At 61.6% G+C, this 16388-nt stretch carries 13 protein-coding genes and 1 pseudogene; 5 read left to right on the top strand and 9 right to left on the bottom strand.

The genetic code is table 11. The features are described 5' to 3' along the window. Nucleotides 1-12: 12 nt before the first annotated feature. The 6 genes and pseudogenes from ACK5NW_RS04245 to ACK5NW_RS04220 all read right to left on the bottom strand — a co-directional run. On the bottom strand, nucleotides 13-1140 hold the full coding sequence (locus ACK5NW_RS04245; RefSeq protein ID WP_416925367.1) for a helix-turn-helix transcriptional regulator: 1128 nt from the start codon (nucleotides 1138-1140) through the stop codon (nucleotides 13-15). A 156-nt stretch (nucleotides 1141-1296) separates the two neighbouring features. Further along, complete coding sequence (mdtD, locus tag ACK5NW_RS04240) at nucleotides 1297-2742, bottom strand: multidrug transporter subunit MdtD (RefSeq protein WP_416925365.1); 1446 nt, start codon at nucleotides 2740-2742, stop codon at nucleotides 1297-1299. A 163-nt stretch (nucleotides 2743-2905) separates the two neighbouring features. Next, on the bottom strand, nucleotides 2906-4021 hold the full coding sequence (locus ACK5NW_RS04235; protein WP_416925363.1) for an acyl-CoA dehydrogenase family protein: 1116 nt from the start codon (nucleotides 4019-4021) through the stop codon (nucleotides 2906-2908). Between the two features lie 47 nt (nucleotides 4022-4068). Next, entirely contained in the window at nucleotides 4069-5277 is a 1209-nt protein-coding gene (locus tag ACK5NW_RS04230) for an acyl-CoA dehydrogenase family protein (protein ID WP_416925361.1), read from the bottom strand. A 1-nt stretch (nucleotide 5278) separates the two neighbouring features. Continuing rightward, nucleotides 5279-6007 (bottom strand): YceH family protein, encoded by a 729-nt coding sequence (locus tag ACK5NW_RS04225; RefSeq protein ID WP_416925403.1) that lies wholly within the window; start codon nucleotides 6005-6007, stop codon nucleotides 5279-5281. Between the two features lie 39 nt (nucleotides 6008-6046). Further along, a pseudogene (locus tag ACK5NW_RS04220) lies at nucleotides 6047-6394 on the bottom strand (HAD hydrolase family protein); the annotation flags it as partial. 162 nt (nucleotides 6395-6556) lie between these two features. Between ACK5NW_RS04220 and murJ the strand changes: the two are divergent. Then, nucleotides 6557-8110, top strand: coding sequence for a murein biosynthesis integral membrane protein MurJ (murJ, locus tag ACK5NW_RS04215; RefSeq protein WP_416925359.1), 1554 nt, complete (start codon nucleotides 6557-6559; stop codon nucleotides 8108-8110). 44 nt (nucleotides 8111-8154) lie between these two features. Further along, on the top strand, nucleotides 8155-9042 hold the full coding sequence (locus ACK5NW_RS04210) for a SirB1 family protein (protein WP_416925357.1): 888 nt from the start codon (nucleotides 8155-8157) through the stop codon (nucleotides 9040-9042). A 224-nt stretch (nucleotides 9043-9266) separates the two neighbouring features. Here the strand turns inward: ACK5NW_RS04210 and ACK5NW_RS04205 are convergent, their stop codons facing one another. Continuing rightward, nucleotides 9267-9824, bottom strand: coding sequence for a VOC family protein (locus ACK5NW_RS04205; protein WP_416925355.1), 558 nt, complete (start codon nucleotides 9822-9824; stop codon nucleotides 9267-9269). Nucleotides 9825-10054: 230 nt separating this feature from the next. Between ACK5NW_RS04205 and ACK5NW_RS04200 the strand changes: the two genes are divergently transcribed. The 3 genes from ACK5NW_RS04200 (at nucleotide 10055) to ACK5NW_RS04190 (ending at nucleotide 13662) form a co-directional block, all read left to right on the top strand. After that, nucleotides 10055-12331, top strand: a complete 2277-nt coding sequence (locus ACK5NW_RS04200) for a hypothetical protein (RefSeq protein WP_416925353.1) — start codon at nucleotides 10055-10057, stop codon at nucleotides 12329-12331. Nucleotides 12332-12398: 67 nt separating this feature from the next. Next, the gene (locus ACK5NW_RS04195) at nucleotides 12399-12947 is read left to right on the top strand and encodes an NADPH-dependent FMN reductase (RefSeq protein WP_416925351.1); all 549 of its coding nucleotides are present in this window, start codon (nucleotides 12399-12401) and stop codon (nucleotides 12945-12947) included. A gap of 199 nt (nucleotides 12948-13146) precedes the next feature. Then, the gene (locus ACK5NW_RS04190) at nucleotides 13147-13662 is read left to right on the top strand and encodes a disulfide bond formation protein B (RefSeq protein WP_416925401.1); all 516 of its coding nucleotides are present in this window, start codon (nucleotides 13147-13149) and stop codon (nucleotides 13660-13662) included. 12 nt (nucleotides 13663-13674) lie between these two features. Here the strand turns inward: ACK5NW_RS04190 and argA are convergent, their stop codons facing one another. Beyond that, a complete protein-coding gene (gene argA / locus ACK5NW_RS04185) occupies nucleotides 13675-15021 on the bottom strand; it encodes an amino-acid N-acetyltransferase (RefSeq protein WP_416925349.1) in 1347 nt (448 codons plus the stop codon). A 224-nt stretch (nucleotides 15022-15245) separates the two neighbouring features. Continuing rightward, nucleotides 15246-16379, bottom strand: a complete 1134-nt coding sequence (locus ACK5NW_RS04180; RefSeq protein WP_416925347.1) for a branched-chain amino acid ABC transporter substrate-binding protein — start codon at nucleotides 16377-16379, stop codon at nucleotides 15246-15248. Nucleotides 16380-16388: the final 9 nt, after the last annotated feature.

Here is a 16388-nt window from a genome sequence, read left to right as displayed (position 1 = left end):
TTAAACGCCGCATCACATGCGTGACGGCGCGGCCAGCGTTTGTAGCAGCAAGGCCACCAGCTCACCCTGGTGCGAAGTACCGGTTTTGCGGAACACATGGCCCAGGTGCGTGCGCGCGGTGGCAATGCCGATCTGGTGATAGCGCGCAATGTCTTTGAGCACTGCACCGCGTGCCAAGTCGGCGGCCAATGCGGCTTCTTTTTCGCTTAAGCCGAACACGGCACGAAAGCGCGCGGGGGCATCACAGGGCACGCTGGATGCACTCAGCACGCACACAATGACACAGGCGGCGCGCTCCACCGGCAGGCCCATCACCTGGGTGTGTCGCAAGGCGCTGACGTTGATTTGTGCGGCCAGCCGCCCCTGCTCGCGCAAGGCCATGTTGCCGCCCAACGCCCGCGCATGGCTGGTGTGGCAGGCGCTGCGCACCAACGCTTGCAAACGTGCATCGTCATCCGGCTCCAGCGCCATCAGCACGCCGCGCTGCACCTGCAACGGGAAACTGCTTGATTCCAGCAGCGTTTGGGCTACGCCGTTGGCATAAATCATGCACCCATCGGCGCTGATCAGCAGCACGGCGGCGTGGTGGTGTTCCAGTGCGTCAATGCGATCGCGCCAGTGGGTCTGGCCCAGCCGCAGCCGGGCGTGAATGGTTTGCTGCAGCAAGGGCAGCAGGCTTTGGAGCAAGGCTGCTTCAGCCGCCTCGAACGGGCCTTGCCGCTGACTGCGGTGCAGCACCACATAGTTGGTGGTGTCGGGCGTTTGGGCCACGTTCATGGCCATGGTGTGGTGCAAATCCTGTGTGGTGTACCAAGCGTCGTAGAACTCGGTGCGGTGGAAGTCGCGCGCGGGCATCAGCGCCTCGTCCGTCAACACCGTGCCGGGGGCCATACAGCGCAAGCGGGGCAGGAAGGGATTGGTGTCGCGCAACTGTGGATAGCTCAGAGCCAGATCCCGGTTGGCGTTGCAGACCACCAGCGGCGGTACGTCGTCGGGGTGCGATTCAAGCCGGAAGCAGTATTGAACGCCATCAAACAGCCGTTGCAGTGACCGCAGTGCCTGGGGCCATGCACCGTCGTTCCACGTGGCCTCGGCCAGTTGCTGTGCAACATTCGGCGGTGCAGATGCGGGGCTGTTCACGGTGCCTACCCTGTGGCGCGTGGTGGTGTGCGCCTGATGCAAGTAAGAGCAGTGTAAAAGTACCACTAAAGGTAGTTATGGGTGCTGGTATTAACACCTAATGATCGTACAGGGCCCCAATTCGGTGGTAGCAAACAGGCCAAGCTTTGACAGGCCCTAGTCCGCCAGATCAGCCGGGTTTTGATGGACTGTAGGCTTGGGGCCGTCGCGCCGCAATTGCCAGAACACGGCGGCTGACACCATGGTCATCAGCCCAATGACGACAAATGAGGCGCGAAACACCGCTTGCGACTGTCCGCTGTCACTGCCCGCACCCAACCATTCATTGAAGGCGTGCAGCAGCGCTGCCGCGCAGGTTACCCCCAGGCTCATGCCTAGCATTTGCACCATGGAGAACAGGCTGTTGCCGCTGGCTGCGTCCACCGGCTCCAGGTCTTTCAGCGTCACCGTGTTCATGGCCGTGAACTGGGTTGAGTTGATGGCACCAAACAAGGCCATTTGAAAGATGCGCCAGCCCAGTGGCTGCTCAGGCGTCATCAGCGCAAAGCTGGCGATCATCAGACCCAGCAGCAGTGTGTTGCCAATCAAAACCCGGCGGTAGCCGATGTGGCTGATCAGGCGGGTGATCGGCCGTTTGATGCCCATGCTGGCCAGCGCCACGGGCAGCATCAGCATGCCCGCCTCAACGGGTGAAAAACCCATCGCCAGTTGCAGCAGCAGCGGCAGCAGGTAAGGCATGGCCCCTGAACCAATGCGCGCAAACAGGTTGCCCAGAACGCCCACGCGGTAGCTGGCAATGGTGAACAGGCGGGGTGAAAAAATGGGGGCCGGGTGGCGCAGCGCATGCAGCCAGTACGCGGCCAGTGCGGCCAGCCCCATCACCAGCAGCAGGGCCACCAGGGTGCGCGCCCAGCCCAGGCCGCCCAGGCCATCCAGTGCCAGCGAAATGGCCACCATGGCCACCACCAGCATCAGATAGCCGCCCAGGTCAAACCGGCCCAGCCCGGCGTTTTGCAAATTAGGCATCAGCTTCAGTGTGGCCACGGCACCGATGATGCCAACTGGCAGGTTGATCAGAAAAATCCAGTGCCAACTGGCGTACTCCACCAGCCAGCCGCCCAGCGTGGGGCCGATCAAGGGGCCGACCAGACCGGGAATGGCCACGAAGCTCATGGCATCCAGAAACTGATCGCGCGGAAAGGCGCACAGTACCACCAGCCGCCCCACCGGCAGCAGCATGGCACCGCCCACACCTTGCAGTACCCGAGCTGCCGTCAACTGGTTCAGGTTGCCCGAGGCCGCGCAGGCAGCCGAACCCAGCGTGAACAGCCCCACCGCCAGCAAAAAAATGCGTTGCGTGCCAAAGCGGTCGGCCAGCCAGCCGGATGCTGGAATGATGGCCGCCATGGTCAGTGCATAAGACACCACCACGGCTTGCATGCGCAAGGGGCTTTCGCCCAGGCTGCGCGCCATGGCGGGCAAGGCGGTGTTGACGATGGTGGAATCCAGCGTCTGCATGAAAAAGCCAATGGCCACCAGCCACAACAGCAGGCGAGGGGAATGAATGGCGGCACTGGTGTGGTCGGCGTCGGAGGTGGGCATGCCGTCATCCTAGGGGGAAACCCCGTGGATTGAGGTATGAGTTACAGGGCGATGCGCAGATTCGCGCCAGAAGCTGTTGAGGCCAACACTGGCCGGCAAGCAAAAGCCCGCACAAAGTGCGGGCTTGGGCGGTGAGTGGATGAGCGCGCTGTTCGCGCATCTTTCAGGCAAACACGCCTGCGGTTTCGGTCATGCGATCGCTCACCTCGCCCAGGTGGTGCAGGCTGTCGCCCCAGGTCATCTCCAACTGGGTGAGCTTTTTGAAGTAGTGGCTGCCCGCATACTCGTCGGTCACGCCAATGCCGCCATGCAATTGCACGCCTTGCTGACCCACAAAGCGCGCGGATTGGCCCAGTTGCACCTTGGCGCGGGCCAGTGCCTGACGGCGCTCGGCCTCGGGTGCGCCCAGCTTGAGGCTGGCGTAGTAACTCATGCTGCGCGCCAGCTCCAGTTGCATTTTCATGTCGGCCACGCGGTGGCGAAGGGCCTGAAAGCTGGCAATGGACACGCCAAACTGTTTGCGCTGGTTCATGTATTCCACCGTCATGGCGACAAAGCGCTCCATGACGCCCACGCCTTCAGCGCAAGCGCAGGCGATGCCTGCATCCACGGCCAGCGCCAGGGCTTGCTGCCCTTCGGTGGTGATCAGCGTGGCGGGGGCGCCATCCAACTGAATATCGGCAGCGCGCGATTCGTCTTGCGTCAAATAGCCACGTGTATGCACGCCCTTTGCGCTGCGCTCCACCAAGAACAGGGCGATCTGGCCGTCCAGTTGCGCCGGGACGATGAAGGCGTCGGCCTGATCGCCTGCGGGGACGATGTTTTTAAGCGCCGTGACGGCATACCCAGCGCCAGACTTGACGGCCTTGGCTTCGCAAACATCGAGGTGGTAGCGGGCCTTGCGCTCTTGCTGGGCCAGCACCACCAGGGCTTCGCCGCTGGCTTGTTTTGGCAGCCACGCAGTTTTGACATCGGTTGGGGCGTAGTGACAGAGCACGGCGGCGCACACCAGCGTTTGCGCCAGCGGCTCCAGCACGATGGCCTTGCCCAGCTCTTCCATCACCACCATGGCTTCGACCGGGCCTAGCCCCAGGCCGCCATGCTCGTCGCTGACGTTCAGGCCCGTCAGGCCCAGCTCGGCCATCTCGCCATAGGCGGCGCGATCAAAACCGCCAGCAGCGACGATTTTCTGGCGCCGCTCGAAGCCGTAGCTTTTTTCTACCCACCTGGCAACGGCGTCGCGCAGGGCCTGTTGGTCGTCTGTGAAATTGAAATCCATGTCTCGTCTACCTTCGATTTAATGGGGCATGTCCAGTTGTGGGGGCTTTAGCCCAAAACAGTTTGCGCCACGATGTTGCGCTGCACCTCGTTGGAGCCACCGTAAATGGTGGTCTTGCGGTAGTTGAAGTAGGTGGGGGCCAGTGTGGCGTGGCCCACGTTGCCGCCCGGAAAGCCTTGCAGTGCTGCCACGGCGGCCTGGTCACCTTGCCAGCCTGCTTCCATGGCCTCGAAGATGCTGGGCAGGCTGTAGGGGCCAGCGGCCAGCATCATCAGCTCGGTGTAGCGCTGCTGGATTTCGCTGCCCTTGATTTTCAGCAGACCGGCAATGTCCAGCGGGTTCTTGCCCGATTTTTCAGCCGACAGCACGCGCAGCACCAGCATTTCGAGTGCCACCACATCGACTTCAAGCAGCGCAATCTGGTCACGAAAGCGCTGCTCGTCCCACAGCCCTTCAGCCTTGGCAATGCGCTTTAAGCGCTCCAGCTCGCGCTTGGCGCGGTTGACGTCGGCGATGTTGGTGCGCTCGTGGCTGAGCAGGTGCTTGGCATAAGTCCAGCCCTTGTTTTCTTCGCCGATCAGGTTTTCAGCAGGCACCTCGACGTTGTCGAAAAACACGTCGTTGACTTCAGGCTCGCCGTCCAGCAGCTTGATCGGGCGCACGCTGACGCCGGGCGACTTCATGTCGATCAGCAAAAAGCTGATGCCGGTTTGTGGCTTGCCTTCGGTGCTGGTGCGCACCAGGTTGAACATCCACTCGCCGTACTGGCCCAGCGTGGTCCAGGTTTTCTGGCCGTTGACGATGTATTTGTCGCCCTGGCGCTCGGCACGGGTGCGCACTGAGGCCAGATCAGAGCCAGAACCTGGTTCGCTGTAGCCCTGGCTCCACCACACTTCGCCGCTGGCGATACCGGGCAGAAAGCGCTTTTGCTGCTCGGCGTTGCCAAAGGCCATGATGACGGGGGCCACCATCACCGGGCCAAAAGGCACGATGCGCGGCGCGCCCGCCATGGCGCATTCTTCCTCGAACAGGTGCTTTTGCACCGCCGTCCAGCCGGGGCCGCCAAACTCTTTGGGCCAGCCGTAGCCCAGCCAGCCTTGTTGGCCCAGAATTTTCGACCAGCGCTGCATGTCATCGCGCGACAGGCGTTGCGCCTGGTGCACCTTGCTGGCAATGTCCTGAGGCAGGTGGTCTTTGACCCAGGCGCGCACTTCGTCGCGGAATTTGATCTCTTCAGGGGTGAATGCCAAGTCCATGTCAGTGTGTCTCCTCGGAATGCGCGGTTGTAGCATGCTCGCCACCTGCGGCCCGTCCGCCCGGCGACAGGCCCAGCTCGGCGCACAGATTGTCCAGCCGCTGGCGCAGTTCAGCGACTTCGGTTTCCAGTTGACTGATGCGGTCATCTTGGCCCCCAGCGCTTGCCGGGTCAGCGCTATCAGCCATCAAGCCAGACGCATTTGCCGCCACATCGACTGGCCCGCAGAGCAGGTGCGCCCAGCGTGCCTCGCGCTCGCTGGGCGCACGCGGCAGGTGCAGCACCAGCGGGCCGCCTTTGTCGTCGGGACGATCGGCCAGTTCGTTCAAAAAACCTTCCACCGACGAGATGTCGGCAAAGCGGTACCAGCGATCGGCGTTGGTGCGCAGTTGCGCTGCCGTTTGCGGCCCGCGCAGCAGCAGTAGGCCCAGCAACACGGCCGATTGTTCGGGCACGCCCAGCGTGCGCTGGAAGTTGTGCTCGTACTTGGCCACGCGGCTGCCGTGTGATTCGATCACCAGGCCCAGCGCTTTCAGGTCATCCAGCGCCTCTTGCGCCTGGGCTTCGGTCACGTCCATCACCGGTTCGCGGCTGGTTTTCTGGTTGCAGCCGGTCAGCACCAGATTGAGTGACAGCGGGTAGGTGTCAGGCACGGTGCGGGCTTTTTCCATCAGCGTGCCGAGCACGCGGGCTTGTACAGGGGTCAGCTCCATCGGGGGCAGGGGTTGCATGCTCATGCGGTGAGCATAGCTGCTGGATTCAGGTCACCGTCAAAGCGCCCCAAACACCTCCAGCAGCCGCTCCAGCCCGCCTTCGTCGATGCGCACGCTGGCCTGTTCGCGCACCCTGGGTTTGGCGTGGTAGGCCACCGGCAGCCCGGCAGCGGCCATCATGTCCAGATCGTTGGCACCGTCACCGACGGCGATGGCCTGTGCGGGTGTGCAACCCATCAGGCTGCACACGTCCAGCAGGGTTTGGCGCTTCATGGCACCGTCCATAATGTCGCCCCAGCTTTGCGCTACAAGCCGACCAGTGAGTTGGCCGCTCACTATTTCAAGCTGGTTGCTGCGCGCAAAGTCCAGCGCCAGCTTTTCGCGCAAGCGATCAGCAAAGTAGGTAATGACCTTGCCCTCGAAATGTGAATCCCATACCCGGTGCCTACCGCGCATGGGTGACAATGCGCGTCGTGGTCGGTGGTGTGGCTTTGCAAGGCCCGCCAACGCCTTTTGATGCTTTTTCAGTGCGCATCCTGGATGCGTTCACCCCGATCCCGTCCAATCTTGAGCCTGTTCAAAGCCGCTTCCACTGTTTCTTTGCTGACGCTGCTGTCGCGCATCACGGGGCTGGTGCGCGATTTGCTTATGGCGTCGGCTTTTGGCGTCAGCGGGCTGACTGATGCGTTCAACGTCGCGTTTCGCATTCCCAACTTGCTGCGCCGCCTGTTTGGCGAAGGGGCGTTCAGCCAGGCATTTGTGCCGGTGCTGGCCGCCAGCAAAGCACGTGATGGCGAAGAGGCCACCAAACACCTGATTGATGCTGTGGGCACGGCGCTGGCATGGGTGCTGGTGCTGACCTGCGTGGTGGGCGTGGTGGGTGCACCGGTGCTGGTGTGGGCACTGGCCAGCGGGTTGGATGCGCGCAGTTTTGATGCTGCGGTGCTGATGTCGCGCTGGATGTTTCCCTACATTGGCTGCATGTCGCTGGTGGCGTTTTCGGCCGGCATTTTGAACACCTGGAAGCACTTTGCCTTGCCCGCGGCCACGCCGGTGTTGCTGAATCTGGCCATGATTGCCGCCGCCTGGTTGGGCGCACCCTGGTTTGCGCGGCTGGGGTTGGAGCCAATTTACGCCATGGCCGCAGGCGTGATGCTGGGCGGTGTGCTGCAACTGGTGGTGCAAATTCCAGCCCTGAAGCGGCGAGGGCTGCTGCCGCGCATTGGCTTGAGCTGGAGACGCGTTCGCACGGCCTGGGCCGATGCGGGCGTGCGGCAGGTGCTCACGCTCATGCTGCCTGCCCTGCTGGGCGTGGGGGTGGCGCAACTGTCACTGCTGATCAACACGCAAATCGCCTCGCACCTGGCGGCAGGCAGCGTCACCTGGGTTTGGTACGCTGACCGGCTGATGGAGTTTCCTACCGCCTTGCTGGGTGTGGCGCTGGGCGTGGTGCTGACGCCGCAACTGGCCGCTGCCCGTGCCAGCGGTGACGAAGCGCGCTATTCGCAAATGCTTGATTGGGGTTTGCGCTTGGTGGTATTGCTGGCGCTGCCGTGCGCCGCCGCGCTGCTGACGTTTGCCGTGCCGCTGCTGGCCACGCTGTTTCACCACGGTCGCTTCAGCGCCGACGACGTGCAGCGCTCGGCGCTGGCGCTGGCCATGTACGGCATAGGGCTGGTGGGGCTGGTGGCGGTGAAGGTGCTGGCGCCGGGCTATTACGCCAGTCTGGACATTCGCACGCCGGTGCGCATTGCCATCGCCGTGCTGGTGCTGACGCAGGTTTTCAACGCCATTTTTGTGCCGTGGTTGCAGCATGCGGCGCTGACGCTGTCGATCGGCCTGGGAGCCTTGATCAACGCGCTGTGGCTGTTGGTGGGCCTGATCCGGCGCGGCAGCTACCGGCCGCAAGGCGGGTGGTGGAAGTTTGGTGCGCAGACGGTGGTGGCGACGGTGCTGATGAGCGGGTTTTTGCTGTGGTCAGCACGCCATTTCGATTGGCTGGGCTTGCCAGCGTGGCCACGCGCAGGCTTGCTGGCGTTGATGGTGGCGGGGGCGGCCGCGATTTATTTTGGTGCGTTGTTGGCAAGTGGCCTGAAACTCAGGCAATTGCTGCGCCGATGAATGCCCGGTTGACACGCTGCGTGCCACTGCCTTGAATCCTGCCCATGTCGCTTGTTCTGACCGTTCCCACGCCTTTGCAGTATTTTGCTGCGCTGGTGGCGGACGATGTGCAGTTGCCCCTGCTGGAGGCGGCGGCTTGTCTGGCGCAGGACGAACACCTTGAGCTGGACGTGCAACAGGTGCTGGGCGAAGTCGATCAACTGATGGCCCGGTTGCACCGGCGAGCCGCAGGTGTGAATGGCGTGATGGACCGGCTGCAAGTGCTGAACCAGTATTTCTTTACCGAACTGGGCTTTGCGGGCAACGTCAACGACTATTACCACCCCGACAACAGTTACCTGCACCGGGTGCTGCACACCCGCTGCGGCATCCCCATTTCGCTGGCCGTGCTGTGGCTGGAGATGGCCCAAAGCCTGAGTTTGCAGGCCGAAGGCGTGGGCTTTCCGGGGCATTTTCTAGTGCAGGTGCGTGTTGACAAAGGTGAGGGCGGTGGCGGCTGGGTGGTGATCGACCCTTTTACCGGCCAGTCGCTCGGTCGCAGTGATTTGCGCGCGCGCGTGGACGAGTTGCATCCCCGTCTGAAACCTGTGGTGGACGGCGCGGATACGGATGTGGATGCCGATGCGCTGCTGCGCCTGTTTTTGCAGCCCGCGTCGCCACGGCAGATGCTGGCGCGCATGCTGCGTAATTTGCAGGACATTCACCGCACCTCGGCGCATTGGCCGCGCCTGGTGGCGGTGCAAGACCGTTTGATCGTGCTGCTGCCGGATGCCTGGGCCGAATATCGCGAGCGTGGCCTGGCGCTGGCGCGGCTGGGCATGTCGGGCATGGCCAAGGCCGATTTGGCACTCTACTTGCGTGAAGCGGGTGATGCGCCTGACCGGCAGGCCATCAGCCGCGTGCTGGCCGAGCTGGGGCGTGCAGGTGGTTGAAATTGGCGCGGGTATTGATTGCGCCCGTCAAGCCGCCGCACAAATTCGACAAATCAAATCTCAGAGCGTGTTCAACGCCTCAGCGTGAGGGGTGTGGGATGCGGATCGGGATGGGCTGTAAGGCGCAAACCGCAGCGATACCTGGCGGTATCGCGAGGATTTGCAACGCAGCAGACCGCCCGAGGCCGCACTCACACACCCGTGCAGAGACTTTGAACGCGCTCTCAGTGGGGCGTGCCCACCTTGCCGCTGCCGTCGTGCATCCAGCGGGCGTGGGCGGGGGCTTTCTTGGTTTGATCCCATTCATTCAGCATGTCCCACTTCACGTCGTCCAGCGCCTTGTCCATTTGCGGGGTAGAGGTGTTGGCGGCCAGCTCCAGCCGGTGGCCTGAGGGGTCGAAGAAGTAAATCGATTTAAAAATGGTGTGGTCGGTGGGGCCGACGACGGCAATGCCGTCGGCTTCCAGTTTGGCTTTGACGTTCATCATGGTGTCGATTGAATCGACTTTGAGAGCCAGATGCTGCGTCCATGTGGGCGTGTTGGCGTCTGAAGGGGCGAGCATCTCGGCCTTGGTGGGCAGCTCAAAGAAAGCCAGCACGTTGCCGCCACCGGCATCTAAAAAGATGTGCATGTACGGATCTGGCTCTTTGGTTGAGGGCACTTCGTTTTCGGCAATGGCAAGAATGAAGTTCATGTCGAGGTATTTGCCGTACCACTCAACGGTTTCCTTGGCGTTCTTGCAGCGGTAAGCGACATGGTGAATTTTTTCAACAATGGCCATGATGTGATGTCTCCTGATTGTGGTGAGATGGTTTATACGCCTTGGCGCGTTATTGGCAAAACCCTGCGCGATCAAAGCTTTATGTACATCAAGCTGCCGACATAATGGCGAGCGCACCAACGGGTCAGGGTCAACGCAAAACGAACGCCAAACAGCGAGCTGCGTGTTGCAGCGAACCACTTTGAAAAGACTTTGTGAAGAATCAAAAAACACATCTGCTCGAAAACCTGTTGAATCAATTTGCACACGTGCACTGGGGCGATGACCATGCATCTGAGCGGATGCAGCTTGCCGTGGCTGATGATGGTCAACTGATGTGCCAAGTGGGCACAGCGCAGGTGCAAGGCCACGCCAGTGCGCCGCTGCTGTTCGTCACCGGCGCACTGGCTGCTTTGTACGCGCACGAGTGCGAGGGGCGCTTTGGCCACCGGGTGGATGGCCGCATCAACCGCATCTGGCCCTGCGGCATCGGCACGAATGTATCGTTGCATCGGCACGACATGGACAAAGAGGTGCGCGCCTGGGCGGCGGCGTGGCCCGGTCTGCTGTTCAGCTCGTCGCTGTATCAAGGAGTGAACACGCCGGGGCATCCGTATGACCCACGCAGCCTGGAAGGCGCGCCGCGCAGCACCAGCCTGACGGGTATCTTGAAACGCGTGGTCAAAAGCGCGGGCGACGCCGACCCGCTGGAGCGGCTGAAGGTGGCCGAGTTCATCGAAGTCCAACTGCGCAGCTGGCATTCCACCGCTGCCGACCGCATGATGGCCGTGGTGGGCAAACCCTTGATGGCGTTGGTGGCTGACCCTGAACCTGCCATTCGCGAGCTGGCGGTGCTGGCGTTGGAGACTTGCGCCAATCATTGCTGGCAAACGCGCGCTTATGGCTTATACGAGCCGCTGTACCGTGTGCTGGCGGAAGCGGGTTTCAGCGCGCACATTCAATACGTGCGATTGGCCGAAAGTGCCTACGCTGCGGGCGACCTGGCCGAAGGCGACCGGCTGTGGGCCGTGGCCACGGCAGGACAGGATTTGAAACGCCCCGTCAAGATCGGCACGGCCTTTGACGCCATTGGCGACTGGAACGATCTGCACACGCGCCTGCTGCGGCAAGCCGGTGGTGCACATGTGGCATGGTCAAGAGGTGAAGACCCCAACCCGCCACGTCATGACAAGCTGAAGAAAAAAGGGATTCAACCGCCTGACGCCAAAACGGCGGTGCGGCACCGCCAATGGGCGGCCACGTTGCTGGCGCGCGCCGCCGAGGGCGCCGATGCCCGGCTGGCGATCGACCTGCCTGCCGCTGAAGCCGGGCAAGAAGTGCCGCTGGGCCAGGGCAGCATCAACCCCAAAGAGCGCAGGCTGTTTTTGGAAGACATCTATTTTCTGCAATCTACGTTAGCCCATGTCGCCGGTGACGCACTTGAAGAGTTGCGGTTGTTGTTCAAAGCGCAGAACGTCGCCTGGCGGCTGCAAGGCGAGGCCAGCCCGCACTGGCGCTGGGGTAATGAAGACGATTTGATCGCGCTGGTCGCCCAGCACGACAACGCCACGTTGGAGCGACTGGGCGTGCCGGCCTATCTGCTGCCGTTGATTGAGCAAGCCCGCCAGGCTGCCCAGTTGGCGCAAAGCGATGCAGGGCAGGAACAGTTGTTCTGGCAACGCTTCATGCGCATGGTGCGCGAGCAGTTTCTGCGCGACAAGGATTTGGATTACAACCCACTGCCGGGTGACGATCTGGTGCCTGGCTTTGTCGTTACCCGTGCGGGCGCTCGGATGCAGATTGCGCACGCAGCGTTGGCCCAGCCGGTGGTCGGCCCGCTGTCGACGCCGGTGCTGAATGGGCTGCGCGCCTGGCACGCCACGCTGCGGGCAGCCCATGGGATGGGGGCCTGGTTTGAAACGCAGCCGTACTACAACGTGACGCTGGGCGTTGAAGACATTCCCGTGCTGGCTGCCATGGCGGCCGAGGCGTTGGCGGCGGGCGCGCAGGCTGAAGCGGTGGCGCTATACCGGTTTGCGGCGGGCACTGACCCGTTGGTTGAACCTTGGTATGGCAAAAATCCAGTGACCCCGCTGCCGTTGGAAGAAGTGCCCGAAGCTGTGCGCCAAGCCGTGGCGTGGCGCAGCCCGCTGGAAGACAGCGATGGTCACGCCAAACTTAAACCACGCGGACGGCGCATCGAGCAGCTGGCCAAGGACTTTGCGCAAAGCGTATCTGAAGGCGACGCTGTGACCGCACGCTACATCGGGCACTGCTTGCGCGATGCATGCAGCGCAGGCGGCAGCGAAATCATGCGGGCTTTAAAGTCTGGCACGCCTTTGCTGCTGGCGCTGTGGCAGCATGCTGACCGCATGGTGCGGGAAATGGCGATCTTGCCCATCTTTGATTTGCTGCACATGCGCAGCATATACGCGCATGGTATCGAAGTGGATGCGCTGATGGCCGTGGCCGAAGAAGCGGGCATTGCTGACATTGCGCACCTGCAACCCGGCTCATGGCTGGATTGAGTTGGCTGTATTGGCTTTGTGTGCGCCGCCCCTTATTTTGAAAAATTAACTTGAAGGAGAAACCTACTTGAGCACTTCGACCACCATCGCTATCGTTGTCGGCAGTTTGCGCAAAGAGTCGTGGAACCGCCAGTTTGCCCAGGCACTGGCCAAGCTGCTGCCACCTGAAGTGGCAACCACCTGGGTGCGCATTGACGATTTGCCGCTGTACAACCAGGATGACGATGCCCAGCCCGCGCCGCAGGTCACGCGCCTGCGCCAGGAAATCAAGGCCGCCAGCGGGGTGCTGTTGGTCACGCCTGAATACAACCGGTCTATCCCCGGCCCGCTGAAAAATGCCATCGACCACGCCTCGCGCCCCTGGGGCCAGAGCGTGTGGAACGGCAAACCCGCCGCCGTGTGCGGCGTGGCGGGCGGCCCCATCGGCACGGCGCTGGCGCAGCAGCATTTGCGCAATGTGCTGTCGGCACAGAGTGCCCCCACGCTGCCCACACCTGAGATGTTCATTCAATGGAAAGAAGGGCTGGTGGTGGACGGCGAAATCGGCCCGGCCAGCCGCGAATTCATGCAGAAATTTGTCGATGCCATGTTGACATGGTTTCAACGACAGGCTTGATGCGTCAAAGGGCTGGTTTGTGAATTAAATTGGCACCCAGCGCAACAACCATCGGTATGAAAAGCTATTGATTTTGTAGTTTTTCATGGGGCAAGCATCGAAAAATCATGCCTGGACCGGGAACTTGGCTGCAACTGCCACAATCTGTGTATCCAGCCCGTAGCCAAAGCGGGCTGCGTTTTGTTTGGAGATTTGTGTGCTGACCCGCTTGTTTGACCATCCCCGCCGTCTGTTCGGCCTGATTGCCGTGGTGTGCGCCGCCATGCTGGCGTTTGGCATTTTGTACCTGCAAAACGTGGTCGGGCTTGACCCATGCCCCATGTGCATCGTGCAGCGCTACTGCCTGATTGCGGTGGGCGTGTTTTGCGCGCTGGCAGCGTTTGCAAAAGGGCCGGGCGGTTGGCGGTCGTGGGGACTGCTGGCGGTGGTTTTTGGTGGATTCGGGGCTTTTACGGCGGCGCGTCAAAGCTGGCTGCAATGGAATCCGCCCGGGTTTGCCACTTGTGGGCGCGATCTGTACGGCATGATCGAATCATTTCCGCTGCAACGTGCCATTCCCATGATCTTCAAGGGCAGCGGCGATTGCAGCGCGGTGGACTGGACGTTTTTGGGCGGCACCATCGCCAATTGGTCGTTCGTATGGTTTGTGATTTTTATCGTGGTCATCCTGGCCACACTGATGCGTCAGTGGGGTCGCCGCACCGCCGCCGCTTGACGCACCACGCGCCTACAGGTGTTTGACCAACACCTGACTTTTGCGATCCCAGTTGTATTTGCGTTTGCGCGCCTCGGGCAGCCACTCGGGGTCGACTTGCTGAAAGCCGCGTTTGATGAACCAGTGCATGGTGCGCGTGGTCAGCACGAAGATGCTTTGCAGCCCCATGGCACGGGCGCGCGCTTCGACCCGTTTGAGCACTTTTTCGCCATCGCCCTGGCCCTGGCTTTGCGGTGACACGGTCAGGGCTGCCATCTCAGCCGTTTTGGCCTCGGGGCAGGGGTAGAGCGCGGCGCAGGCGAAGATAACGCCATCGTGCTCGACGATGGTGTAGTTGCCAATGTCGCGCTCGATCTCGGTGCGGCTGCGCTTGACCAAGGTGCCGTCTTTTTCAAACGGCTCAATCAGTTGCAGGATACCGGTCACGTCATCTGCGGTGGCCTCGCGCAGGCTCTCCAGCTTTTCGTCGACCACCATGGTGCCGATGCCGTCGTGCACGTACACCTCCAGCAGCAGCGCGCCATCGACGGCAAAGGGGATGATGTGGCTGCGCTCGACCCCGCGTTCGCAGGCGGTGATGCAGTGGCGCAGGTAATAGCCCACGTCCAGCGGTTGCGCAGGCGGGGGCAGGCTGGCCATCAATGCGCGTGCTTCGGCCAGGGGGATTTCGGTGTCGATCGGGTTGTCTTCGCCCTCAGGCGCAAGCGGTTGTACGCGAATACCGGGTTTTTCGGTCAGAAAGATCAGCTTGTCGGCCTGCAAGGCGGTGGCGACCGAGGTGGCGACTTCTTCCATGCCCAGGTTGAACGCCTCCCCCGTGGGTGAAAAGCCAAACGGTGAAATCAGTACCATGGCCCCGGCGTCCAGCGACCGGGTAATGCCCGCCACATCCACCTTGCGCACCATGCCGGTGTGCTGAAAATCTACCCCGTCGATGATGCCCAGCGGCCGCGCGGTGATGAAGTTGCCTGAAATAACCCGCACCGTGGATCCCGCCATGGGCGTGTTGGGCAGGCCCTGGCTGAAGGCGGCCTCAATCTCAAAACGCAACTGGCCTGCGGCTTCTTGCGCACTGTCCAGCGCCACTGAATCCGTGACCCGCACGCCGCCCACAAAGCGGCCCTGGTGCCCCTTGGTGGCCAGTTGCTCGTTCACTTGCGGGCGAAAGCCGTGTACCAGCACGATCTTGACGCCCAGGCTTTGCACCAGCGCCAGATCGGTTGCCAGATTGGCCAGCTTGCCCGCCGCAATGGCCTCGCCCACCACCCCCACCACGAAGGTTTTGCCGCGGTGCATGTGGATGTACGGCGCGACCGAGCGAAACCACGGAACAAAGGTGAAGTTGAAGACGTTGGACATGGGGCGGGGCCAAGGTTCAAAAAGCTGTCGGGCCGAGTGTAACGAGGGGCAAGGCGGCGGCGACTGTCAGTGGGCAGATCGTTGTCAAAACGCTTCAAAAAAAGGAGCTGGCAATGCTTGCCTATCAAGCACCAAGAGCGTATTTGGTATTAAAAAAGCCACCCGAAGGTGGCCTTGGCTGGATCAGGGCGTTGAATGCGCCCACGAACCGATGGGCACGCCATTCAGTTCAACGGAAATTTCTTGTTGTCCTTGTAGACATACAGCGTGATGGCGGCGTTTTTCAGCTCGCCTGTTGGCTCGAACTGGATGTTGGTGGTCACGCCCTTGTAGCTGGATTCGATCAGCTTGGGGGCATACACCTTGGGATCCCAGCTGTCGGCACGCTTCATGGCGTCGGCCAGGAGCATGGTGGCGTCATAGGTGTAAGGGCTGTAGATTTGGTACTGCTTGGGGAACTTGGTGTCGTAACGGTTTTTCCAGGCCGTGCCGCCGGGCATCTTCTGGATGGATGAGCCACCTTCGGCGCAGACCACGTTGCTGATGGTTTTGGCGCCGCCCACCAGTTTGGTGATTTCGGTTGTGCACAGGCCATCGCCGCCAAAGAATTTCATGTTGCCCATGCCCAGTTGTTCCATCTGGCGCAGCATGGGGCCAGCTTGGGCGTCCATGCCGCCAAAGAAGATGGCATCGGGTTTTTTGGACTTGATGGCCGTGAGGATGGCCATGAAATCGGTGGCCTTGTCGTTGGTGAACTGTTGGTCGACGATTTCAATGCCTTTTTTCTTGGCGGTTTCGCGGAACACTTCGGCCACGCCCTGTCCGTAAGCGGTGCGGTCGTCGATCACGGCCACTTTTTTCAGCTTCAGCGCATCGGCGGCGTAAAAGGCCAGACCCGCGCCCAAGGCGTTGTCGTTGGCAATGATGCGGAAGATTTCCTTGTAGCCTGGTTTGGTCAGATCCGGGTTGGTGGCCGCGCCCGTGATCATGGGCACGCCGCATTCGTGGTAGATCTTGGACGCGGGAATGGTGGTGCCCGAGTTCAGGTGACCTACCACACCAGAGACTTTGGCGTCGCACAGTTTTTGGGCGGCAGCGGTGCCTTGTTTGGGGTCAGAGGCATCGTCTTCAGGCACCAGCTCGAACTTGATTTTCTTGCCCGCGAGGACGATGTTCTGAGTGTTCAAGTCATCCACAGCCATGCGCGCGCCGTTTTCATTGTCTTTGCCAAAGTGCGCTTGCGGGCCTGACATGGGGGCGACGTGGCCAATCTTGACCACTTGCACGTCTTGTGCAGAAACCAGTCCGGCCAGCATGGTAGCCACCACACCCACGGTCAGTTTGACATTGGTTCGCATACAAAAATC

Origin of the sequence: Ottowia sp., from assembly GCF_047975795.1 — a bacterium.
GTDB lineage: Bacteria > Pseudomonadota > Gammaproteobacteria > Burkholderiales > Burkholderiaceae_C > Ottowia.
Note: the sequence above shows the minus strand (reverse complement) of the source record. Positions and strands in the feature narration are given on the sequence as shown.